Genomic DNA, 23,382 nt, shown 5'->3' with positions numbered 1-23,382 from the left:
TACAAATCTATGACAAATTATTTTAGCATCCAACACTTCAGGATGGTGAATCTATCGTTTATTATCCTGAAAAAAATACCATTATGTATGAGACTCACCGCAATAATGTTATTTGTATGCATCGGACTGGCATATGCATCCGACAGTTACAGTCAATCTGCGACATTAACTCTGAACGTTAATAACAAGACAGTACAAGAGGTCCTGGACGAAATTGAAAAACAATCTGAATTCCATTTCTTCTACAACAACAAACAGGTCAATACCAACCGTGTCGTTTCCATAAAAAGCAACAAGAAAAATGTATTCAATGTATTGGAACAATTATTCAACGGGACGGATATCAGTTATAAAGTTTTGGAGAAAAGTATTATCCTATCACCTAAAACAGTTCTTGAAAACGCAATTGCACAACAAACAATTAAAAAGATATCAGGAACAGTTGTCGATACGAAAGGAGAACCGATCATTGGAGCCAATATATTAGAAAAAGGATCCACTAACGGAACCATAACAGACATAGATGGAAAATTCCAATTATCTGTACCCTATAATACCTTTTTAGTTATTAGCTACATTGGCTATCAAAACAAAGAGATAATAGTCAAAAACAATACTGTTTTTTCCATTCAGCTCGAAGAAGATACTAAAAGGCTGGAGGAAGTTGTTGTCACTGCACTAGGTATCAAACGAGAAGAGAAAGCGCTTGGATATGCAGTACAAAAAATAAATCCAGACGGATTGACTACAGCAAAAGGTGTTGACGTAGCTTCTTTATTGACCGGAAAAGTAGCAGGCTTAACAGTCTTAAATACGACGGAATTCAATGAAAATACTAAATTAAATCTTAGAGGCGAAGAAACTCTTTTAATAATTGATGGGATACCATCCCAAAATATGTCTCTAAATAATATTGCGTCAGATGATATTGAATCGATTGATGTATTGAAAGGACCGACAGCTACAGCTCTTTACGGGGCTTTAGGCAGTAACGGTGCCATCATGGTTACCACTAAAAAGAGTTCACAAAGAGAAGGCCTGGATATTAGTGTGAATAGTAATACCATGTTTTTTGCTGGTTATTTAGCTTTCCCTAAAGCTCAATCTTCATACAGTTACGGTTACGGAGGCAAATATGATGATGTATCAGGATATGTATGGGGTGATAAATTGGATATTGGACGTACAGCAGTCATGTATGACCCTTATAGTTATGAACGTAGAGAACAAGAGTTGGTTTCTAAAGGGAAGAATAATTTCAAAAACTTCCTGGAGTTCAGTATGGTTACGAATAATAACGTAAGTGTTTCTCAAAAAGGAAAATACGGTTCATTCCGTACTTCTCTCACTCATGTCTATAATAAAGGACAATATCCTAATCAAAAATTAAATAGTTTCAATTATTATGTCGGAGGTGAAATGTCCTATGGCAAATTCAAATTGGAAGCTGCTGCTACTATAAATAAAAAAATATCGCCCAACGATTTTGGGGCAGGATATTATAGTTCCAGCTATATTTATGATATGGTAGTATGGGGCGGTACTGAATATGATATACGCGACTACAGAAACTATTGGGTTAAAGGAAAAGAAAATATTCAACAAAACTGGTATGACAGAAGTTGGTACGACAATCCTTATTTCAAAGCTTATGAGGTCATAAAAAAGACCGACAAAACAATGGTCAACACTTATATGAACGGAAGCCTCGATATTAATCCATGGTTAAAAGCTGTACTACGTGCCGGAATGGATACTTACATAGATAAAACAGAAAACAGAAACGCAATCAGTGCTAACTATTCCTGGGATAAAAAAGGATATTTCGATACTAGTACAACTTCTGGATATAGTATTAATACAGATGCTATGTTAATGGCTGATAAAACGTGGAACAAATTAAATCTGAATGTGTTATTCGGTGGAAATATTTATTATTGGAAATCCGATAACCAGTTTATCAAAACAGCAGGAGGCCTGACAATACCAGGTTTTTATTCTTTACAAGCATCTGTTGACCCTGTCAAAACTCCATACGATTTTAGTTCTAATCAGAATGTCATGAAACGTAAACAAACAAATAGTTTGTATGGTAAAGTATCTATGTCATGGGCTAGCACTTTTTTCCTAGATCTTACAGGAAGGAATGATTGGTCTTCAACACTTAATAAAAACAATCGTTCCTATTTTTATCCTTCAGTGTCCGGAAGTATTGTCCTATCTGAACTCATTAAGTTACCGGAAATTTGGGATTTTTGGAAAGTAAGAGGCTCTTGGACAATGACCAAACAAGATGCTGATATTTATGCAAATAACAACGTATATACTGTAGTACCCAATAGATGGAACGGATCAGGAACAGCCAGTTTCCCGTCTTCAATAATAGGGAATGACATTCTGCCTAAAAAAGCAACAACCATGGAAATTGGTACAGCTGTTAATTTCTTCAGTAATAGAGCTCACGCCGATTTGGCTTATTTTAGAAAGGTGGAATCTGATTTCATTGTAAACGGAGGCGTTAGTTCTTCTACCGGATATAATAGCATTCAGGTAAACTCGGAAGAAGAACTTTTAAGAAGAGGATTTGAATTGACAATCGGAGGAACTCCCGTCCAAACAAAAGATTTCAGATGGGATATTCTAACCAACTGGTCAAGAGACATCTATACATATAAAAAGTTAGATCCGGACCATTCGACTAAAAAGCCATGGGTAAAAGAAGGGGAACGTTGGGATTGGTTCGAAATTTACGATTGGGAAAGAGATCCGAATGGAAATATTATTCATAACGGAGGCATGCCCATTCAACAAACATTTTATTCTAAAAGAGGAAATATCAGACCTGACTTAACATGGGGTATTACTAATACGTTCCGCTATAAAGATTTTACCTTAAGTTTTACTATTGACGGACGAGTTGGAGGTATGTCATTTTCACGAACTGTACAGACTATGTTGAGTTCAGGTTCTCATATTGATACAGATACCCAGTGGCGTTATGATGAAGTAGTAAATGGTAAAACCAATTACATTGGAAATGGCGTAAAAGTTGTATCCGGTGAAGTAAAAAGAGATGCAGATGGCAATATTCTGGAAGATACACGGGTATACGCGCCTAACGATGTTCCAGTATCCTATCAATCATATATGATGAGATATAACGATGGCGCAAGTAAACCTAAATGGCAAAATGTCTTTGATGAAACATTCTTTAAATTAAGAAATTTATCCATTACTTATGCCATTCCATATGAATATACCAAAATGATCGGGTTAAAACATGCAGAAGTTAGTTTAACCGGGCAGAATCTTCTATTATGGACAAAGAAATATAAAATGTCCGACCCAGACAAAGGAGGTGATCAGTATGGGTATGAGAACCTGAATTCACCTTCTCAGCGGTATATTGGAGTTAATTTCAAATTGAATTTTTAAAACAGAATAATATGAAAACAATTCTCATAAAATTAAAATATGTAATACCGGTATGTATTCTATTGAGTGTATTTGTTCGTTGTACATCAAATTTTAATGATATTAACACAGACCCCAATAAACCGACGACAGTAACATCCTCTATGTTAGCAACAAAAGTCATATTGGATCACATAATGCCATCCGGATTATGGAACAGTGAATTTTTAAGTAAACGATTAATCTCAGGAGAAGGAATTGATCTTTATCAATATAATAGTTTATCCAAAGGTGATTTCAATTTGTTACAAGGATTAACTAATGCATATAAAATGATGGAAATTGCCCCTGATTCGGACAAAGATGCATATGCCGGGCTCTATCATTATTTAAAAGCATGGGCATTCTATCGTACTTCCCTAGATATGGGCGATATTCCATATAGTGAAGCTCTGGACATAGAAACATACAGATATCCTAAATATGATGATCAAAAGGATGTATTTATAGGTGTTTTAGATGATCTGGATAAAGCTGATACATATTTTGCTAAAGCCAATGAAAGTTTCGAAGGAGACATCGTTTATGGGGGAAATACAGAAAATTGGAGAAAGGCGACCAATGTGTTACGTTTAAAGGTCTTAATGTCCTTACAAAAAAGAGCTGAAGATACAACGGATTTACGGATTGAGCAGCTCTTTGCACAGATAGTAAAAGAAAAACCCCTGTTTGAAAGTAACGCAGACAACCTTCAGATTGTATTTGCGAATAAAAATGGTCAGGAAAACCCAATGCACGTAACACAATGGAGGGCTATGGAGACTTATCCCGGATCTGAGACCCTAATCACTCCTTTGAAAAAATACAAAGATTATAGATTATTCTACTATTTTGCTCCTATTCAGGCATTGACTGATCCACTTTATTTGCCCCAGGGAGCAACATTGTTGGAAAGAAATGATTGGAATGCTTACATAGGTTTAGATCCAACAGCAGCTATCAGTGAAACAGCAGTAAAAGTCTCTACCAAAATGTATAACAGGGTAAATGATATTTACCGTAATAACTTTGTAGGAGTTCCTGTTATCCGTTTAGGATATGCTGATATGAATTTTATACTTGCTGAAGCGGTAGAAAGAGGTTGGATAAACGGCTCCGCTAAAGAATACTATGAAAAAGGTATTCGTGCATCTTTTGAATTTGTTAGATCTACTGTACCCAATGAAGAAATATATACTCAAGGAGTATCCATAACAGATGATTATATCAAGGAATATTTAACAGGTCCTTATGTTTCTTACAGACAAGAAGGTTCAATACAGGAAAGATTAGAACAAATTTGGATGCAGACCTATTTAGCTTCATTTTTCCATTTACAATGGGATTCTTATTATGAATATAGAAGAACTGGTAATCCAAAATTTCCAATTAATCCGGAAACTAATTTAAATGAAGTAAGAGATAAGATTCCAATGAGATGGCTTTACCCTCAAAATGAAATAAATTATAATAAGGAGCAAATGGATATCGCTTTACAACGTCAATGGGGAGGAGTTGACAATATAAATAATATTATGTGGATAATAAAATAGTCTAAACAAAAGAAGGGTTTGTATTACAAACCCTTCTTTACTTCAATGTTTTTTTATAGATTTGTTCGCTTTTAAATAATACAATAATACCATGAAATACATCTTTGCTCTACTTATACCTTTCTTTTCTATTTTCATTGTTTCATCACAACTTCCTACCCGCAATCTCGCCTTACATCTGGACGGAAAAGACAATAACGTCCGTACCGGCATCGGTTTCCTGACTGGATCATGGACCCTTGAGACATGGATCAAGGGCGATGACAACTCATGGAAAGACCTGGAAGTCATCTTTGGAGGTGGTGAATATAGTTTTACGAACAGGGCGGATTATCTGCCGTTGGTCATTGAAAATGGAAAACTTCATAGCACATGGGCTAATTTATGGTCTAAAGAAGTATTGGATGATCAATGGCATCATGTAGCAGTAAGCTGCGACGGATTCGTTACCCGACTTTATCTGGACGGAGAAGTCATCGACAGCAAAACAACAGGTATATCCGTTCTTCCCGGAGCATTGGGAGTCAATGAAGATGAACCGACCACTTTCGGGGGATTCATGGATGAAGTCCGTATCTGGAATACAGCCGTGCCAACAGAGACTTTAAAGGAATGGATGAATAAACCTTTAGCACCTACTCATCCTTTATTCAATTCACTGGTTGCCTACTACAACTTTGACGACGGAACAAAAACCGAAGAAGTAATAACCAATTGGGTCGGCAAAGGAGACCAGGCATACCATTTGCGAAACGGCAGAAACCAATATAAAGGGACTGCCCCGTTAGCTTATACCGTTGTGAATGATAACCCTAAATTCGTAGTACCTTCCAAACAACAAGAATTATTTAATGCAGTTGTTATCGACAGTGAATGGGATGCAGATCAGGGAAGTACGGACGACCAGATACTCAAATTAAGAATAGCCGTCACAGGAGATCAAGCTCCTTTGCGTTTAACAGCACTCGATCTCGACCTGTCGGAAGTTACCTCTTTAAATGATATATCCAATATCCATGTCTATTATACAGGTAAAAAAGCTCGTTCAGATGTAAAAACTGAATTATTTGGACAAGGGGAAAAGCCCCGGAAGAAAATGTCTTTCCGGAATGAATCGGGAGCTGTCACATTAACACCCGGCATCAACTATTTATTAGTTACGGCAGATATTGCAGACAAGGCTAATCCCGGCAATAAAATAAAAATATCCGTACCGTCTTTCAAACTGGACGAGACTGAATACATTCCTGAAAAAAGCGAAGACCCCATTGATAAAAGCATCACCGAGAACAGTAAAAGCAATCCGAACATCGTTAAGGTTCTTCAATGGAACATCTGGCATGGAGGCAATCACCTGGGTAAAGATGGAGTAACCCGGATCATCGATCTTATTAAGACAACAAATGCAGACGTTATTACCATGCAGGAAGGATACGGCAGTCAACAACGTATAAAAGAGGAATTGGGATATAACATGCAGACCGCCTCTTTACAGGATAATCTGGTACTCTTCAGCAGATATTCCATAACTCCCCTACCGACAAAGAAAACATTCTTTTCCAACCCTGTCAAACTGACATTACCCGACCAACGACAGATGTTAGTCAACGCCTGCTGGATACGGTATGCTTATCATCCCGAATATACCGGCAGTTTTCATATGATAGGTCATAATCCTTATGCATGGATCGCCGATGATGCCCGACTGGGACTAGTCGACCTGCAAAACATTCTGGAAAATGATACAAAACCTTATTTAACGGGCGAAGATATTCCGGTTATCCTTGGCGGTGATTTTAATTCCTGCAGCCATTTAGACTGGACCGCCGCTGCCGCACCGTTTCATTACGGATATGGTCCCGTCGACTTCCCTATTTCCCGATATATGCAGGAAAAAGGATATAAAGACAGTTTCCGCGAAATCAATCCGGATGAAATAAAACGTCCGGAAGGGACCTTCGCCGCCATCTACGGGCAACTGCAAAGAAACAGGATCGACTTCCTTTATTATAAAGGGAACAATATCCGCGCTGTCTCTTCCAAAATCATAAAAACAACACCGGAGATAGACGACGTATGGGCTTCCGACCATGCAGCAGTCCTGACTACATTCGAACTGACGCCTCCATCCGACAAATAATACATTAAACTAAATACAAATGAAAAAAAGATTATTCTTATCCGTCATCACCTTACTGAATATGATGACAATGAATGCACAGGTACAGCCTGTACAACCTAAATTAACGGACGACCAGTCATTCTCCATGATCTTGTTACCCGATCCCCAGAGCTACACCAAATTCGATGTCAACCAACCCTTGTTCGAACTGATGACCGCATGGACAGCCAACAACAAAGAAAGATTAAATATCGAAGCCGTCCTATGTACCGGCGACCTGGTTGAACAGAACGAAATCCGTATACCGGACGGCGTGAACGGCAACCAGACCAGCGAAGAACAATGGAAAGCGGCCTCACAGGCTTTTGCCCGGTTGGATAATAAATTACCTTACGTTATCTGTACCGGCAATCATGACTACGGATACGAAAAGTCGGAAAACCGTTTATGCCGTTTCCCCGCCTATTTTCCTTCGGAAAGAAACTCCTGCTGGAGAAAATCACTGGTAGAAGTGGGAAACAACTATCAGGATATCCCTACGCTTGAAAATGCAGCATACGAATTCGACACGAAGACCTGGGGCAAAATACTGGTTATCTCCCTGGAGTTCGCACCACGCGACGAAGCCATCGAATGGGCAAAGACTATCACCGAAAAGCCGAAGTATAAAGATCACAAAGTTATTCTCCTAACCCACTCTTATCTCGCCTGGAACGGCAAACGCCACATAAAAGAGAACTACAAAGTATCTCCGGCTAATTACGGGGAAGCCATTTGGCAGAAACTCGTATATCCCTCTTCCAACATCTGTATGGTGATCTGCGGCCATGAATGCGAGATAGCTCCTTTCAAGGACAATGTTTCTTTCCGTGTGGATAAAAATGCTGCCGGCAAAGAGATTCCACAGATGATGTTCAACGCCCAGACGGCCGACGGTTTCTGGCATGGCAACGGTGGCGACGGCTGGTTGCGTATCATGGAATTTATGCCGGATGGTCAGACAATTAAGATAAAAACGTTCTCCCCACTTTTCGCTATTTCGCCGACAACAGCCGATAAATCCTGGAGAACCGAGTCGTACGACCAATTCGATATTACTATAAAATAATGATAAAAGAAGCTATGATAATTAGATATTCGTACCTATTTTACATACCTTTGATGTACTAATACAAAATTAAACACATATCATGAAAAAAAGAAACTTATTACTTTTTCTGGTTTTAACCATTTTCACCGTTAGTTCGGCTTTTGCCGCCAAACCAAAAGCAAAACACGTAGTCTGGATCGGCCTCGACGGCTGGGGAGCTTACAGTGTAGAAAAAGCGGAGATGCCCGTCACTAAACAATTTATGAAAGACGGTTCTTATACGTTGAAGAAACGTTCCGTACTGCCATCTTCCAGTGCTGTGAACTGGGCCTCTATGTTCATGGGTGCGGGTCCAGAGATCCACGGATACACAGAATGGGGTTCAAAAACACCAGAGCTGCCTTCACGCGAACTAAATAAACACGGCATTTTCCCGACAGTTTTCCAATTGCTTCGCGATGCTCAGCCGGATGCCGAGATCGGTTGTCTTTACGACTGGGACGGTATCAAATATCTTGTTGATACCTTGTCTATGAGCTATCATGCACAAGGTCCCGACTATAACAAACAGCCAACCGTATTATGCGAAATGGCCGTTAAATACATCACCGAGAAAAAGCCGACCCTTACAATGATCGCTTTTGATAATCCTGACCATGTAGGACATGCCGATGGACACGACACTCCCGCTTACTATGCTAAAATCAAAGAGTTGGACGGTTATATCGGCCAGATCGTCGATGCAGTAAAGAAAGCCGGTATGTACGATGAAACGATTTTCATCATCACAGCCGATCACGGTGGTATCAACAAAGGGCATGGCGGCAAGACGATGCAGGAAATGGAGACTCCTTTTATCATCGCCGGTAAAAATATCAAAAAAGGATATTGCTTCGATGACATCAGCATGATGCAGTTCGACTGCGCTTCTACCGTTGCTGAAATCTTCAACCTGAAACAACCGCAAGTTTGGATCGGACGTCCGATGCCGGTATTTAAATAAATAGATGATGAAACAGATATTATTTAGCATGTTATTCCTGTTGGGCGGCTTACTGAACGGTAACGCCCAGCAACCGTCACTGCAATTCAATAAAGACGGAAAATTTAAGATCGTACAGTTTACGGACGTACATTATATCCATAACAATCCGAAATCGGCAATCTCTGTTGAAAGGATTAATGAGGTATTGGATGCAGAAAAGCCGGATCTGGTACTCTTCACCGGTGATGTAATCTACGGAAAACCTGCCGAAGAAGGTATGCGCACCATACTCAACCTGGCAGCCCAACGCAAAATACCTTTCGGTATGACATTCGGTAACCATGATAACGAGCAAGGGCTGACACGTGCGCAGCTGTTCGATATTATCCGGACAATCCCTTATAACCTGACCGACTCAGTAAAAGGTGTATCCGGAGCCAGCAACTACATCCTGCCGATCAAATCGTCGAATGGAAATAAAGATGCAGCCGTACTTTATTGTATGGACTCTCATTCGTATTCACAGATCGAAGGGATCGGCGGATACGATTACATCAAGTTCGACCAGATTCAATGGTATCGCGACAACAGCACTAAATTCACAAAGCAAAACGGTGGAACGCCGGTTCCTTCATTGGCATTCTTCCACATCGCTTTACCGGAATACAATCAGGCAGCATCTGACGAAACTGCTATAATGGTAGGAACACGTAAGGAAAAGGCTTGTGCACCGCAACTAAACTCCGGCCTGTTTGCTTCCATGAAAGAAATGGGAGACATCGAAGGCGTATTTGTCGGTCACGACCATGATGACGATTATGCCGTTTACTGGAAAGGTATCTTATTGGCTTACGGCCGTTATACCGGTGGCGACACGGTTTATAACAATCTGACCAACGGTGCCCGTGTGATCGAAATGACAGAAGGTGAAAAAGGTTTCAAAACCTGGATTCGTTTAAAGGATAACGAGATCATCAACAAGGTGAATTATCCTTCGGACTTTATCAAGAAGAAAGACTGATACACCATTGCGTCATAAAACAAAAAAGTCCTCTCTGCTTGATGCATGAGAGGACTTTTTTTGCTATATACTATCTTATTCCGGCTTAAGTACTACACCTAAACTCTTCTTCCCGTCCATCTTTATAACGATCGGTTTGTCAAAATGGATATGACGCAGATACTCTGTATCCTCAACAGCCGGTAAAGCATTCAAATACGCTTCATCGAACCAGCCGTCGCCTTTGAAAGGATTGATTGTGAAGTAACCGACACCGAAAGAAGTCAGGTTCTGGAAGAAATGCGTTCCCTGGCTCGGGTCGACACGATAGTTCTCCAGGCCACATTCCACTATCACACGCGCATTACTGATATGAGGCCATTTCACCGGGATACCTAACCAATGGTCACTGCTGCCCCAACGTCCGGGACCAACCAAGACATAGTTCTTCTCCTCTTCCGTGAAACGACGGTTCAGCTTCTCTATCTCATAAGCGATCAACTGATTGTTTGAAGAATTGAAAGCGCCGCTCTTTACATAGATAATATCCTGTACGTCCGTCACGATACCATGACCCAATACACTGGTCGAAGAAAGGATTGTCTCTTCATTCTTAACCTGGCTCAGGTCTTCATCCATAATCTCCTTGTTATCGACGATCGGACGGATCTGAAGCAGATAGAAAGTTGCCTTATCATGATTATTAGGGTCGACATTTACAGCAAACTCGATCTCTACCGGACGCCCCATTTCCTCCTGACCGATACGAAGCAATTCATCCAACGTCTTTGCCAACGGGAATACATCATGTTGCAGGATATTAACGAAAGAGAGGATCTTCCGCCCTCCGGAATAATAACCGTCACGAATGATCTGATCGTACGGATCGTAAGTAGAAACGATATATTTCAAAGAACCGTCGGCATCGGCATCCTTCAGGTTCAGACGCAACAAGTTGAAAGAGTCGTCGATAGAGAACTGCTGTGCCAGGTTCTCCAGATCGAGCGCATAGAAGCGGGTCTGCGTCTCACGAAGGGCGAAATCCATCGTACTCATCTGCAAAATATTATGCGGGTGGCGCGGGGAGAAACGCAAAGTTTGACCACCGTCAACAATATATTTCCCCAGTCCGAGGGCGATATTGGCTATACCGTCTTCCGCCTTCTCGTTACCGATCGGGTAGAAATTCAGTGATCGGGCCACCCCGGAGATGGTCGGGTAGAAATGATCGTTGTAACGGTTGCCGACCACTTCCTGCAATACGATCGCCATCTTCTCCTGATCGATCAGGTTGGAAGTTGCCGTCATATATGCCTTACTGTCACGATAGAACACAGAAGCATACACCGCCTTGATCGCATCGCTCAGAATACGCAACATCTCATATTTATCCTCCATCCGGGGAATCATATAAGTAGAATAAATACCGGCGAACGGTTGATAATGAGAGTCTTCAAGCAAACTGGACGAACGGACGGCTATCGGACTCTTCACGACATCGAAGAAAGCCATCAGGTCGTCGATCAGACTGGCCGGCAGACTGGCACGAAGGAAATATTTAAGGATCGTCTCATCGTCGGCATCCCCCAAGGCGATAGGCAACAACTCGTTCGTCTCCATAAATTCGTCGAAGATATCGGTACATATAACTACCGTCTTCGGTATGTTGGTATTGAAGTTTTCCGTCTCCAATTTCGGATAACGTTTCACCATTGCTCCCATAAAAGCAAGGCCTCTCCCCTTTCCTCCCAGCGAACCGTCACCGATACGGGCAAAGTTGCTGTACTCGTCGAAACGGTCTTTCTGGTAGATGGCCACCACCCCGGAGTTCTTCATCCGGCGGTATTGTACGATAAGGTCGAATATCAGTTTACGAGCCTCATCCATATCTTTATAATCGCTCACGTCCACTCGCTTCAGGACCTCTGCCGGCGGGAACATGGCACGCGAATAGAAGAAGCGTGAGAAATGATTGCGCGAAAGATGATAAACCAACGAATCGTCCGGTATCTGGAAGACTTTCTTCTGCAAATCCTTCAAATCCTTGATACGCATGATCTCTTCCTTCGTCTGCGGATTCAGGATAACGAAATCGCCAAACCCGAAACGCTGCATAATCTTCTTACGGAGATCCTGCGGGTAACTTTTCGAATTCTTATCGATAAACGACGCACCCAGCTCCTTCGCATATACTTTATTGCACGACTCTGACGACTCCAGGACAAAAGGAATGATCAATCCCGTCTTACGGACATACTGCCCAAACTTATAACCAGCATAAGGATCTTTCATCCCATTATGCATAAAACTCATATCCGAAACGATACCGAGCATATTATCCCGGTACTGGTCGAATATACGGACAGCTTCCTCGTAGGTTCTTGCCAGTTTGATTTTCGGACGACCACGCATACGAAGCGTCTGCTGGTGACCGTTAAGCGCCTCCTTGGCAAACATCTGGCTCTGCTCCAAAACAAACTTATACAGATGCGGCAAAGCGGAAGAATAGAAACGGATCGAATCTTCCACCAACAGAATGATCTGCACACCTACACTTTTCGTATCGTCGGGCGCATTCCACTTATCTTCAATAAGTTTAATAATAGCCAACAACAGCTCGGCATTTCCCAGCCAACTGAATACATAGTCGATCGCACTCAGGTCTTCATTGGCTATACGTTTGGAAACTTCTTTGGAGAAAGGCGTCAACACCACGATAGGAATATTAGGATAATGCACCTTGATCTCCTTTGCCGCCGCAAAAATATCGCGGTCGTCCATATTAGGCATGCAGATGATCAATTCAAAATTACGGTCTTCCAGTTCAGCCAGTGCTTCTTCTTCCGTAGTCACCTGGGTAAAACGGGGAGGATAACGAAGGCTCAGCGAAGTATATTCGTTAAATATCTGTTCATCGACCCGCCCGTCGTCTTCCAACATAAAGGCATCATATTTTGTAGCAATAAGCAATACATTATATATACGCTTATTCATTAGATTGGCGAATGATGTGTCTTTAAACACAAGGTTCTTAAAATCCGGTATTCCGCTCATAACGATTTCATAGAATTATATGCGCCCAAATGTAAGGAAAAAAAAGAAGAAAGAAGTCATGACCTGAATATTAAAAGACGCTTGCCTGTACACTAAATATTAGGCATATTGAAGCTAGAAGGATGGCAAGCAAGGAGAATCAGCCCAAAGATATGCATCAAAAACATATAATTCACTATCAAAAAGAAAGCAAAACCCTTGGTCAGTCCATAGAATTCGCTACATTTGCCTACACATTGTTATTCCTAAAAAAGCAAGAAACGCTATGAAGACAGAAGTTATTTTATCTGCACTGGAAGCAAAGCACCCGGGCGAAAAAGAGTACTTGCAAGCCGTGAAAGAAGTTCTTTTATCAATAGAAGAAGTTTATAACCAGCATCCGGAATTCGAGAAAGCCAAGATCATCGAACGGCTGGTAGAACCGGAACGTATCTTTACTTTCCGTGTACCCTGGGTAGACGATAAAGGTGAAGTACAAGTCAATTTAGGATACCGCGTACAATTTAATAATGCGATCGGCCCGTATAAAGGAGGAATCCGTTTCCATCCGTCTGTAAACCTTTCTATCCTTAAGTTCCTGGGATTTGAACAAACATTCAAAAATGCACTGACAACCCTGCCGATGGGTGGCGGTAAAGGCGGTTCAGACTTTGCTCCCCGTGGAAAGAGCGATGCAGAGATCATGCGTTTCTGCCAGGCTTTCATTATGGAACTGTGGCGTAACCTGGGTCCGGATCGTGACGTTCCGGCAGGTGATATCGGCGTTGGTGGACGCGAGGTAGGTTATATGTATGGAATGTACAAGAAACTGGCTCGTGAAAACACTGGTACTTTCACCGGTAAAGGCATGGAGTTCGGAGGTTCTATCCTTCGTCCGGAAGCTACCGGCTACGGTGCTCTCTATTTCGTACATCAGATGCTCGAAACACATGGAATCGATATAAAAGGAAAAACAGTAGCCGTTTCCGGTTTTGGAAATGTGGCTTGGGGAGCGACAAAGAAAGCTACCGAACTGGGTGCTAAAGTCGTAACGATCTCCGGTCCGGACGGATATGTGTATGATCCGGACGGTATCTCGGGCGATAAGATCGAGTACATGCTGGAATTGCGTAACAGCGGCAACGATATCGTGGCACCTTATGCCGACGAATATCCTAACGCCACTTTCTATCCCGGCAAGAAGCCTTGGGAACAGAAAGTGGATATTGCCCTTCCTTGCGCTACCCAGAATGAGCTGGATGCCGACGATGCCCGCAAGCTGATCGAGAACAAGACCTTATGCGTTGCTGAAGTCTCCAACATGGGATGTACGGCGGAAGCTGTCGATCTGTTCATCGAACACAAACAGTTGTTTGCTCCGGGTAAAGCCGTTAACGCAGGCGGTGTAGCTACTTCCGGACTTGAAATGACGCAGAATGCCATGCATATCTCCTGGACTGCCGAAGAAGTGGATGCCAGACTGCATCAGATCATGGGTGCTATCCACGAGCAATGCCTTGCTCACGGTAAGGACGGCAATTATGTGAACTATGTGAAAGGTGCCAACATTGCCGGCTTCATGAAAGTTGCCAAAGCTATGATGGCGCAAGGTATTGTATAATAAAGTATGGCACACTTTTTGTGATTACTTTTATACAAATACAACTCAATAAAAGTAAACATTATGATCTTAAGTAGGAACTTATCAAAAGCTTTCAATGAACAGGTAGAAGCAGAAATGTGGTCTTCAAACCTGTACCTGTCAATGTCAATCTATTTCCAGAAAGCAGGCTTGAACGGCTGTGCGCACTGGATGAGAAAACAGGCAGAAGAAGAAATGGAACATGCCCACAAGATGATCGATTTCGCTATCGACCGCGGGGGTGACATCACTATAAATCAGATTAATGTCGTTCCGACTGCATGGGGTACTCCGTTGGAAGTATTCGAACATGTCTACAAACACGAAGTGCATGTATCAGAGTTGATCGACAAGATGGTTGACATCGCCGAAGCCGACAACGATCATGCTGCCAAAGACTTCTTATATGGTTTCGTTCGCGAACAGGTAGAAGAAGAATCATCGGCAAAGGCAATTGTAGACCAACTGAAAATGTATGGAGAACATCATGCAATTCTTTTGGATCATAAGCTTGGCAAAAGATAATTTCTTTCCATAATAAAGAAACTCCGATCCTTGGTTTAACAGGGACCGGAGTTTTTTTATTTCCTCACCTTACCGGGATTCTTTGCCATAAAGTCTTTCCAGCCGGTATACTTCTTCTCCGAGATAGGATTATTTGTCTGGAAATAATGACATACAGCGGCTGCCAATCCGTCGGTCGCATCCAATTGGGGTAACATCGACTCTTCGGGAATATGCAGGAAACGTTGTAGCATTCCTGCCACCTGTTCTTTCGCTGCATTCCCGTTACCGGTAATAGACATTTTGATCTTCAACGGTGCGTATTCGAAGATCGGGATTTCCCGTTCCAAAGCAGCCGCCATGGCAACGCCTTGGGCTCTTCCCAGCTTCAGCATACTCTGCACATTCTTTCCGAAGAACGGCGCCTCGATTGCCAATTCGTCAGGATGATATTGGTCGATAAGCGCCAGTACACGTTCGAATATCTTCTTTAAGCGCAGGTAATGATCTTCGTACTTGTTCAGTTGCAGTACGCCCATAGCCTCAAGTTTAGGTTTATTCCCTTCGATCTTCAGGACACCGTATCCCATCACGATCGTTCCGGGGTCTATACCTAATATAACACGGTCTTTAATCATTCTCCCAGTCTATTTCTTCCAGTAAGGTACTGAACCCAACGATCTTGGTTCCGAAACGTGTAATCAACTCCTGTTGCAGGGCACGGCCTTCCGATTGCATCCAGTATTCCAGTGTCTCCGGATTCTTTACATGGAACTGCACCGAGTAACTGCTCGCATCCTCAGTCTCATCCTGTAAGATACGGCGTAAGTAAGGTGTTCTTAAAAATCCGCTGGCTGCAGCACGAGGTATATAACTCTTTTTCAGATATTCTATGCACTCGGTAAGGATATCATTCTCTATATTGAATGTTGTATTATAAACGATCATATTCTTTTTCTCCAAATTTCTTACACAAAGATAGCGAATATATCAGGAAAACCTCTATATTTGCACTCGAAAACCAAACCCGGGGCATTAGCTCATCTGGCTAGAGCGTCAGACTGGCAGTCTGAAGGTGATCGGTTCGAGTCCGATATGCTCCACGGAAAAGCACACATGCAGAGGTTCACTGATAAAGTGAGCCTCTTTTTTTGTATTTAATCCGATAATAGATAAGAAAACAAAAAGAGGATGCCCAACCAAGGACATCCTCTCACATTTATTTTACAGTTATAAAATCAGCTCTTCTTTGCCAGTTCCGATTCGATCGGGTCGTCGTACTGTTTCTGCAGCTTGTGAAGTTCGTCCATCAACTGCTTGGTTACTTCTTCCGTACCCGGTTTGTTATAGAGGTTATTCATCTCCATCGGGTCGTTTTGCAGATCATACAATTCCCATACATCGATATCGTCGTAGAAATGCATTAACTTATAACGATCCGTACGTACTCCGTAATGACGTTTCACCATATGTTCCGCAGGGAATTCATAATAATGGTAATACAAAGAGGTACGCCAGTCTTTCGGATGTTCGCCTTTCAGCAACGGCAGATAAGAATCGCCCTGAATGTCTTCCGGTATCGGAGCACCGGCCAGTTCCAGGAAAGTAGCAGCATGGTCGATATTCTGAACCATTTCAGGTATATCACCCTTTATTCCACCCGGATAGCGAACCAGCATCGGTGTACGGAAAGATTCTTCATACATGAAACGTTTGTCGAACCAGCCATGTTCACCCATATAGAAGCCCTGATCTGAAGTATAAACAATGATCGTATTATCCAGCATGTCGTTCTTTTCCAGGTAATCCAGTACGCGGCCCACATTGCGATCTACAGAATGGATCACACGGATATAGTCGAGCATATACTGCTGGTATTTCCACTCTGCCAACGCTTTACCGGAAAGTTTCTTTTCCTTGAACTCCTTGATGATAGGATCGTAATGTTTATCCCAGGCAGCCTTTTGTTCAGCATTAAGCTTGTTGTACATTGCACGGCCGGCCTTTTCCAGTCCCGGATTAGAATGGATCTCATTCTCTTTGTCGGCCAGCTTCAAGTCATAGACAAGGTCCATATCCTTGATGATGCTCATTTCCTGTTGGGAAGCAGCGATTCTGCCTTCATACTTGTCATAGAATGTTTCCGGAATAGGGAAAACAACGTCCTTATACAACTCCAGATCGCAAGTATCGGGCATCCAGGTACGGTGCGGAGCCTTGTGATGCAGGAGCAGGCAGAACGGTTTCTCCTTATCCCTCTTTTGATCCAGCCAGTCGATCGCCAGATCGGTCGTTATATTGGTGGCGTATCCTTCAATTTGTTTCTTCTCACCGTTGTCGATGAAATACGGATTGTAATAGTCTCCCTGTCCGGTCAGGATATTCCAATAGTCAAATCCGGTCGGATCGGAAGTAAGGTGCCATTTACCTACGACAGCAGTCTGGTAACCTGCTTGTTTCAACAGTTTAGGGAACGTCTGCTGTGCACCGTCGAAAGTATGTGTGTTGTCGGTAAAACCATTTTTATGGCTATGCTTACCGGTCAGCAAACAAGCACGGCTCGGGCCGCTTAACGAGTTGGCAACAAAGCTGTTGGTAAAACGGACCCCTTCTTTGGCGATACGGTCAATATTAGGTGTCTCGATGAACCGGTTATCGTACGCACTAATCGTTTGGTACGAATGGTCATCACACATGATGTAGAGGATGTTCATCGGCTTTTTGTTCTCCTCTTTCTCCTTGCAGGAGGGCAGCGATGCCAACATCGCTGCTCCTGTTAAAGAAAATAATACTGTAGATCTAACGTTTTTCATATATCTTGCTTATATAAATGAGTTTACCACCCTGGGTTCTGTTCCCATTTACCTCCTGTCAGCGACAGCATACGAGGTTGAATAGGTAACAGATAGTCGCGACCGACATTAAACTTCCATCCTTGCTCGTAACCGGCCGGATTGCTGGGCACTACATAACGTAAAGCATCACCCGGCTTTCCTGTCAGATAAAGATTATTTCCGGAAGGCTGGTCATACACCAGCTTACCATCAAACTCCGGATGATTCTGCAAGTTGCTTCCTACAAAAAGAGCACCTTTCGCCCACTTACCGACAATCAGTTCATCGGCAGCAGCCCAACGCAGGATATCTTCCAGACGACGGCCTTCACAAGCTTTTTCAATACGGCGTTCACGGCGCACAGCCTGAATATATTTATTCAAATGACGGAAAGGATAATCGGATTCCTGATTATATTCCCGATCAAAGTCAACGGCAGGCATACCAACACGGTCACGCAACGGTTGCAAAGCTACGATAATATTTTGAGAATTGGCAGCTCCATCCAATTCAGCCATCGCTTCTGCGTAATTTAACAGGATATCGGCATAACGGAACTGAATAGCAGGTGTTGCCCCCTTAAATTCTGCATCCAGACTACCGGTATAATCGATCTGCACATGCTTCAATAAAGAATAACCGGTCATGTTCTGGTTATAGGCAGAGGAACCGATCAGCGGCGGAACCACGTAATATGGAGGTGCATCGTCCGGACGAAGTTGCTGTCCCGGTGCACAAATGGTTTGTACCAGACGCGGGTCGCGAACGGTTGGCAATAGTTCGTTTCCGAATACCTTCTTGGCTTCTATCAGTGCATTACCCACAAAAGGCTTTCCGTCGATAGTCAGGTAATCGTCTACCAATGAAGCTGTCACGCCGACGCCTCCGCCACCCTGGTTCAGGTAACGGTTCACGTTGTTTCCGATCTGGTCGCCGTCATACATCTTAAACCAGAGGACTTCCGGGTTACCGGATAAATCTGTTGTCTGGAACATCTGACGGTAATCGTTCGTCGTATTTCCGGTTGTATAAATCTTCCATACACCACGATCCATCACCTCTTTGGCAGCAGCTATGGCTTGTGTGAAATAACTCTTTATCTTTTCGTCCGTTACCGAAGGATCATAAAACTTATCCCCCTTTGCTTTGTGATATTTCTCCCAGGTTCCTTCAAACAAGGCGACTTCGCTCTTCAGGGCACGGGCTACGTCTCTGTGCACACGCATCGAACCACTGTTATTCTGTTCGTTCAGATAAAAGATCGCCTTATCCAGATCCGCCAGGATACTGTCGGCTACGACCGTACGACTGTCGCGGGGAAGTTGCATGGCACCTTCGTCCGGATCGAGCGGCGTGCTGACCCATGTCAGGGGACCATAATTCACAAACATCTGATAATAATACCAGGCACGGAAATAGTAGGCTTCACCTACATACTGGTTATACTCCGAAGTTCCCTCTTCTGCGCAGTTACCTAAGTTATTAAGTAAAAAGTTCAGATTACGGATACCTGTATAGTTCGACAACTTGGAAGCTCCGCTCAATGTGGTCTCCCCGGCCAGACGGGAACTTACCGAGCTGGACGACATATTATCACTGTGTGTATCATACCCGGCAATATTTCCACCTCCACCGGCACCGAAATCCTGCGCACGCAGGCCGCTACCATAAGCTGCACCTGTCTGGTAGAACTGATCCAGGTAGTTTCTCATTTCGCCGGTACTGTTGAAAGGCTGTGCAGTAGAAAGCACACCTTCCGGCATTTTATCTAAATCAAAGCAAGATGTAAGGCTGAAAGCCAGGATCAAGCCTAAAAATATATTTCTTTTTTTCATAAGATCTCTAAATTATAAGTTAACAACTAAACCCACAGATATCACCCGGTTCATCGGATAGTTCTTACCACCTTCACTGGTATAATCATTCTTTGTATAGATCGCTTCCGGGTCATACATACCTTTCAACTTTGTAAAAGTCAATAAGTTCTCACCGGAGAAGAATACCTGTGCCTTCTGCAAACCGACTTTGTTCGTCCAGATTGCAGGAAGGTCATAGCTTACTGTCAGGTTTTTCAGACGGCAATACGCACCGCTCTGAATATACCGGTCGCTGGTCGTCATCGTTTTATCACGGAACGGTACAACGCCACCTGCCGTATGGATATAGGGTTTCGGATAGTAAGCACCCGGATTCGATTCACTCCAGTAATCCAGATGTTCCTTGAACACAGTCACCTGTGCATACGGACCGCTTCCCCAGAAATAAGCACCTGTTCCCGGATTCCAGTCACGTTTGCCTACGCCCTGGAACATCATGCTCAGGCTTATGCCCTTCCAACTGATAGAACCGTTCACTGTATATTGATAACGCGGGGTCGTATTACCGATCACCGTCATATCGCCCATATCATCCAATGTGTTGGTTCCTTTGTTAACTTTATTGTCGCCATTCAGGTCGCGATACTTCACATCGCCCGGTGTCCAGGGACGTCCGCTGATAAACGACATATCATATTTCTCATTATAAGCGTCGGCTTCTTCCTGTGTCTGTATCAGACCGTCGGCACGATAACCCCAGATTTCACCCACTTTCTTCCCTGTATACCAATTGTCATTCGGGTTCGTTCCGGTCGGGTTGGCATATTCGGTCACTTCTGAAGTGGCATCGGAGATTGAACCGCCGATCGTATATTGAATATCACCGTTGATTTGTCCGCGATAATTCAAAGCCAACTCCCACCCCCGGTTACGCATACGTGCATTATTTGTTTTAGGAGCATCGGCTCCGAAGAAATCAGGGAAGTCGACACCAGGGCCTAACATATCTTTCGTATCGCGCTGGAAAATGTCGAACGTACCGGTCAAAGAGTTTCCTAAGAAACCGAAATCAATACCGATATTCTTACTTTCCACTTTCTCCCAGGTTGTATTCGGATTTACTACACCCGGTGCTTTTGTAAAGATATGGCGTCCGTCGGAGAAGATATAATTACCTAAACCGTTGTTCAAAGACATGGTTGCCGCAAAAGTATAGAGGGCGGCACCTGCCTGATTACCCAGCAAACCATAAGAACCACGTAGCTTCAGGTTAGACAACACATCTGTCACAGAGCTCATAAACTCTTCACGCGTGATATTCCATCCCAGCGATACGGAAGGGAAAAATCCCCAGCGGTTGCCGGAAGCGAAGCGGGAAGAACCGTCGTAACGACCGTTCACTTCAACCAGGTAACGACCATCGTAATCATAATTGATACGTCCGAAGAAACCACGGGTAGCCCAGCCGTTACGGGTATCGACAACGGTCTTGTCGCCTGTTCCCATTCCCACGTTCGGGTTGCTGGTTGAATATAATCCTGTAATGGAGTTCTTCATCAGGCTGTAGTCATAGTCTTCTTCCTGGAAACCAGCCATTACAGTAAAGTTATGCTTTTCAGCAATGCTGAAAAGGTAATTTGTGTACAAATTGATCGACTGATAACGTGAGCGGTCATAGCTGCGGGTAAATTTACCATCAGGCGACATACCTAACTCCGAGCGTACCCCTTTAGAAGTGCTCACACCGTCGGCTCCATAAATAAGCGGGCTGACGTTCAGGGCTTCATATTCCTTGTTACCCATTTTATACGTATAGTCGAAGAAGATAAACCAGTTCTTCATCGGCTGGATTTCCAGACCGGCGGTAAGGTTCATATTATCACGCTGTGTATTCGTATAAGTACCACTCTGCAGGTACGGGATCATTGTCAGCTCCGTAAAGTTTCCGTTCGGGTCGATCGGCGAAACCGTCGGACGGAAACGTGCCAGCGAATGATAGAAACCTTCGCTGATACCACCGTCACCGAACGGGGTATTCTGGTCGGAGTGCATGAATTTGGAATTCACCTTCAACTTCATCCAGCTGGTCAGCTGTGAAGTGATATTAGCCGCAAAATTATAACGTTTATAATCCATGTCGGCATAACGAAGGATACCGTCTTCCGAATAATATCCTCCTGAGATATAATATTGTGCCGCTTTACCGCCACCGCTCAGGCTGATGTTATGATTCTGCTTGAAAGCCCAGTTCTTATAATGCAGATCAAAATAGTTCACATTACCTACTCCTGACTCCGAGTTTTCGAAAGCCGGGTTCATATTGGCATTAGCAGGTAGTTCGAACCACGGATTTACGCTGCTCGGATCATTAATATACTGTTGCAGCAGACCTAGTTTCTCGTCACTGTACAAACGCGGTGAACCGGCATTTGTAACACCTGCATTCCAGTATTGAGCAAAGTCGTACGAATTAACCATATCTGGTAATACAGTCGGCGAACTCCAACCTACCGTTCCCTGGTAATTGATACGCATTTTACCTTCTTCCCCTTTCTTGGTAGTCACCAGGATCACACCGTAAGCTGCACGCGCACCGTAGATAGCACAGGCCGCCGCATCCTTCAATACCGATATGTTTTCAATATCGCTGGGGTTTACATCCGAAAGACTCATTTCCACACCGTCCACCAGGATATAAGGTGCAGCATTATTGTCAAGGTTTCCTTGTCCACGCAATGTCAAAGTACCGGTACCTCCGGGACGGCCGCCACTGGAATTGCTAACCAGCAACCCCGGCACCATTCCCTGCAGACTCTGCACAGCATCAGCTACCGGACGAAGCTCCAGCGCCTCGCCTTTCACCGAAGAAACCGAACCGGTCAGGTTCACTTTCTTCTGTACACCATAGCCTACCACTACTACTTCGTTTATATCCACTGCGTCACTAAGCATTTTAATAGTTAGATTAGTCATGCCTTCCTTCACGAGTATCTCCTGAGGGATCATGCCAATATAAGAAATCAATAAAGTTTGCCCGGGCGATACGCTAATGGAAAACTTTCCATCCGCATCGGCAATCGTTCCGCTCTGTGAGTTTTTCACCTGAACGGCTGCTCCGGCCAAGGGTTCCGACGTAGCCTCTTCTATGACAACGCCATTCACATTTTGCTGTGCAAAAACGGCACAACAGAATAACATCAGTAACAATGTTACAAGAGATTTTTTCATAAAATCGAATTTTAAATGATAATAAAATAAAGTTCTCAAGACGGGTAACTACCCAGTGGTTTACTACCTCATGTAAAAAATCAACTCTTAACTATACCATAAGCGTTTATAATTAGTTAAC

The 23,382-nt window shown here is 43.2% G+C and carries 14 protein-coding genes and 1 tRNA gene; 9 read left to right on the top strand and 6 right to left on the bottom strand.

What is annotated here, in order from left to right:
* Positions 1–87 precede the first annotated feature (87 nt).
* The 6 genes from BQ7394_RS04755 to BQ7394_RS04730 all read left to right on the top strand — a co-directional run bounded on the left by BQ7394_RS04755 (position 88) and on the right by BQ7394_RS04730 (position 10,224).
* Positions 88–3,435, top strand: coding sequence for a SusC/RagA family TonB-linked outer membrane protein (locus tag BQ7394_RS04755; protein WP_075556316.1), 3,348 nt, complete (start codon positions 88–90; stop codon positions 3,433–3,435).
* An 11-nt stretch (positions 3,436–3,446) separates the two neighbouring features.
* On the top strand, positions 3,447–5,006 hold the full coding sequence (locus BQ7394_RS04750; protein ID WP_075556315.1) for a SusD/RagB family nutrient-binding outer membrane lipoprotein: 1,560 nt from the start codon (positions 3,447–3,449) through the stop codon (positions 5,004–5,006).
* A gap of 91 nt (positions 5,007–5,097) precedes the next feature.
* Positions 5,098–7,146 (top strand): BNR-repeat neuraminidase N-terminal domain-containing protein, encoded by a 2,049-nt coding sequence (locus tag BQ7394_RS04745; protein WP_075556314.1) that lies wholly within the window; start codon positions 5,098–5,100, stop codon positions 7,144–7,146.
* 19 nt (positions 7,147–7,165) lie between these two features.
* Positions 7,166–8,236, top strand: coding sequence for a metallophosphoesterase (locus BQ7394_RS04740; RefSeq protein ID WP_075556313.1), 1,071 nt, complete (start codon positions 7,166–7,168; stop codon positions 8,234–8,236).
* Between the two features lie 82 nt (positions 8,237–8,318).
* On the top strand, positions 8,319–9,221 hold the full coding sequence (locus BQ7394_RS04735) for an alkaline phosphatase family protein (protein WP_075556312.1): 903 nt from the start codon (positions 8,319–8,321) through the stop codon (positions 9,219–9,221).
* A gap of 7 nt (positions 9,222–9,228) precedes the next feature.
* The gene (locus BQ7394_RS04730) at positions 9,229–10,224 is read left to right on the top strand and encodes a metallophosphoesterase family protein (RefSeq protein ID WP_075556868.1); all 996 of its coding nucleotides are present in this window, start codon (positions 9,229–9,231) and stop codon (positions 10,222–10,224) included.
* A 75-nt stretch (positions 10,225–10,299) separates the two neighbouring features.
* Here BQ7394_RS04730 and BQ7394_RS04725 read toward each other — a convergent pair whose 3' ends face one another.
* Positions 10,300–13,257: a PEP/pyruvate-binding domain-containing protein gene (locus tag BQ7394_RS04725; RefSeq protein ID WP_075556311.1), complete on the bottom strand. Its 2,958-nt coding sequence runs from the start codon at positions 13,255–13,257 to the stop codon at positions 10,300–10,302.
* A gap of 265 nt (positions 13,258–13,522) precedes the next feature.
* Between BQ7394_RS04725 and gdhA the strand changes: the two genes are divergently transcribed.
* On the top strand, positions 13,523–14,857 hold the full coding sequence (gene gdhA, locus BQ7394_RS04720) for an NADP-specific glutamate dehydrogenase (RefSeq protein ID WP_075556310.1): 1,335 nt from the start codon (positions 13,523–13,525) through the stop codon (positions 14,855–14,857).
* 63 nt (positions 14,858–14,920) lie between these two features.
* Positions 14,921–15,403, top strand: a complete 483-nt coding sequence (locus BQ7394_RS04715; RefSeq protein ID WP_075556309.1) for a ferritin — start codon at positions 14,921–14,923, stop codon at positions 15,401–15,403.
* A 56-nt stretch (positions 15,404–15,459) separates the two neighbouring features.
* Here the strand turns inward: BQ7394_RS04715 and ruvC are convergent, their stop codons facing one another.
* Together ruvC and BQ7394_RS04705 are read right to left on the bottom strand one after the other, a co-directional pair.
* On the bottom strand, positions 15,460–16,020 hold the full coding sequence (gene ruvC / locus BQ7394_RS04710; protein WP_075556308.1) for a crossover junction endodeoxyribonuclease RuvC: 561 nt from the start codon (positions 16,018–16,020) through the stop codon (positions 15,460–15,462).
* On the bottom strand, positions 16,013–16,330 hold the full coding sequence (locus tag BQ7394_RS04705) for a DUF4286 family protein (RefSeq protein ID WP_075556307.1): 318 nt from the start codon (positions 16,328–16,330) through the stop codon (positions 16,013–16,015). The genes ruvC and BQ7394_RS04705 overlap by 8 nt, the downstream gene beginning before the upstream one ends.
* An 81-nt stretch (positions 16,331–16,411) precedes the next feature.
* On the opposite strand from BQ7394_RS04705, the gene BQ7394_RS04700 reads away from it, so the two are divergent.
* Positions 16,412–16,485 (top strand) — tRNA-Ala (locus tag BQ7394_RS04700).
* A gap of 135 nt (positions 16,486–16,620) precedes the next feature.
* On the opposite strand, the gene BQ7394_RS04695 is transcribed toward BQ7394_RS04700, so the two are convergent.
* The 3 genes from BQ7394_RS04695 to BQ7394_RS04685 are packed head-to-tail and all read right to left on the bottom strand — an operon-like array spanning position 16,621 to position 23,261.
* Positions 16,621–18,195 (bottom strand): sulfatase family protein, encoded by a 1,575-nt coding sequence (locus BQ7394_RS04695; RefSeq protein ID WP_075556306.1) that lies wholly within the window; start codon positions 18,193–18,195, stop codon positions 16,621–16,623.
* Positions 18,196–18,218: 23 nt separating this feature from the next.
* Positions 18,219–20,051 (bottom strand): RagB/SusD family nutrient uptake outer membrane protein, encoded by a 1,833-nt coding sequence (locus BQ7394_RS04690; protein ID WP_075556305.1) that lies wholly within the window; start codon positions 20,049–20,051, stop codon positions 18,219–18,221.
* 12 nt (positions 20,052–20,063) lie between these two features.
* Entirely contained in the window at positions 20,064–23,261 is a 3,198-nt protein-coding gene (locus BQ7394_RS04685; RefSeq protein ID WP_075556304.1) for a SusC/RagA family TonB-linked outer membrane protein, read from the bottom strand.
* Between the last annotated feature and the right edge of the window lie 121 nt (positions 23,262–23,382).

This window comes from Parabacteroides timonensis (genome assembly GCF_900128505.1).
In the GTDB taxonomy this organism is placed as follows: domain Bacteria; phylum Bacteroidota; class Bacteroidia; order Bacteroidales; family Tannerellaceae; genus Parabacteroides; species Parabacteroides timonensis.
Note: the sequence above shows the minus strand (reverse complement) of the source record. Positions and strands in the feature narration are given on the sequence as shown.

Bases quoted from the DNA above. Each gene is read 5' to 3' on its own strand.
- BQ7394_RS04755 (WP_075556316.1), top strand. From the start codon at position 88: ATGAGACTCACCGCAATAATGTTATTTGTATGCATCGGACTGGCATAT.
- BQ7394_RS04750 (WP_075556315.1), top strand. From the start codon at position 3,447: ATGAAAACAATTCTCATAAAATTAAAATATGTAATACCGGTATGTATT.
- BQ7394_RS04685 (WP_075556304.1), bottom strand. From the start codon at position 23,261: ATGAAAAAATCTCTTGTAACATTGTTACTGATGTTATTCTGTTGTGCC.
- gdhA (WP_075556310.1), top strand. From the start codon at position 13,523: ATGAAGACAGAAGTTATTTTATCTGCACTGGAAGCAAAGCACCCGGGC.
- BQ7394_RS04695 (WP_075556306.1), bottom strand. From the start codon at position 18,195: ATGAAAAACGTTAGATCTACAGTATTATTTTCTTTAACAGGAGCAGCG.
- BQ7394_RS04690 (WP_075556305.1), bottom strand. From the start codon at position 20,051: ATGAAAAAAAGAAATATATTTTTAGGCTTGATCCTGGCTTTCAGCCTT.
- BQ7394_RS04745 (WP_075556314.1), top strand. From the start codon at position 5,098: ATGAAATACATCTTTGCTCTACTTATACCTTTCTTTTCTATTTTCATT.
- ruvC (WP_075556308.1), bottom strand. From the start codon at position 16,020: ATGATTAAAGACCGTGTTATATTAGGTATAGACCCCGGAACGATCGTG.
- BQ7394_RS04725 (WP_075556311.1), bottom strand. From the start codon at position 13,257: ATGAGCGGAATACCGGATTTTAAGAACCTTGTGTTTAAAGACACATCA.
- BQ7394_RS04705 (WP_075556307.1), bottom strand. From the start codon at position 16,330: ATGATCGTTTATAATACAACATTCAATATAGAGAATGATATCCTTACC.
- BQ7394_RS04730 (WP_075556868.1), top strand. From the start codon at position 9,229: ATGAAACAGATATTATTTAGCATGTTATTCCTGTTGGGCGGCTTACTG.
- BQ7394_RS04740 (WP_075556313.1), top strand. From the start codon at position 7,166: ATGAAAAAAAGATTATTCTTATCCGTCATCACCTTACTGAATATGATG.
- BQ7394_RS04735 (WP_075556312.1), top strand. From the start codon at position 8,319: ATGAAAAAAAGAAACTTATTACTTTTTCTGGTTTTAACCATTTTCACC.
- BQ7394_RS04715 (WP_075556309.1), top strand. From the start codon at position 14,921: ATGATCTTAAGTAGGAACTTATCAAAAGCTTTCAATGAACAGGTAGAA.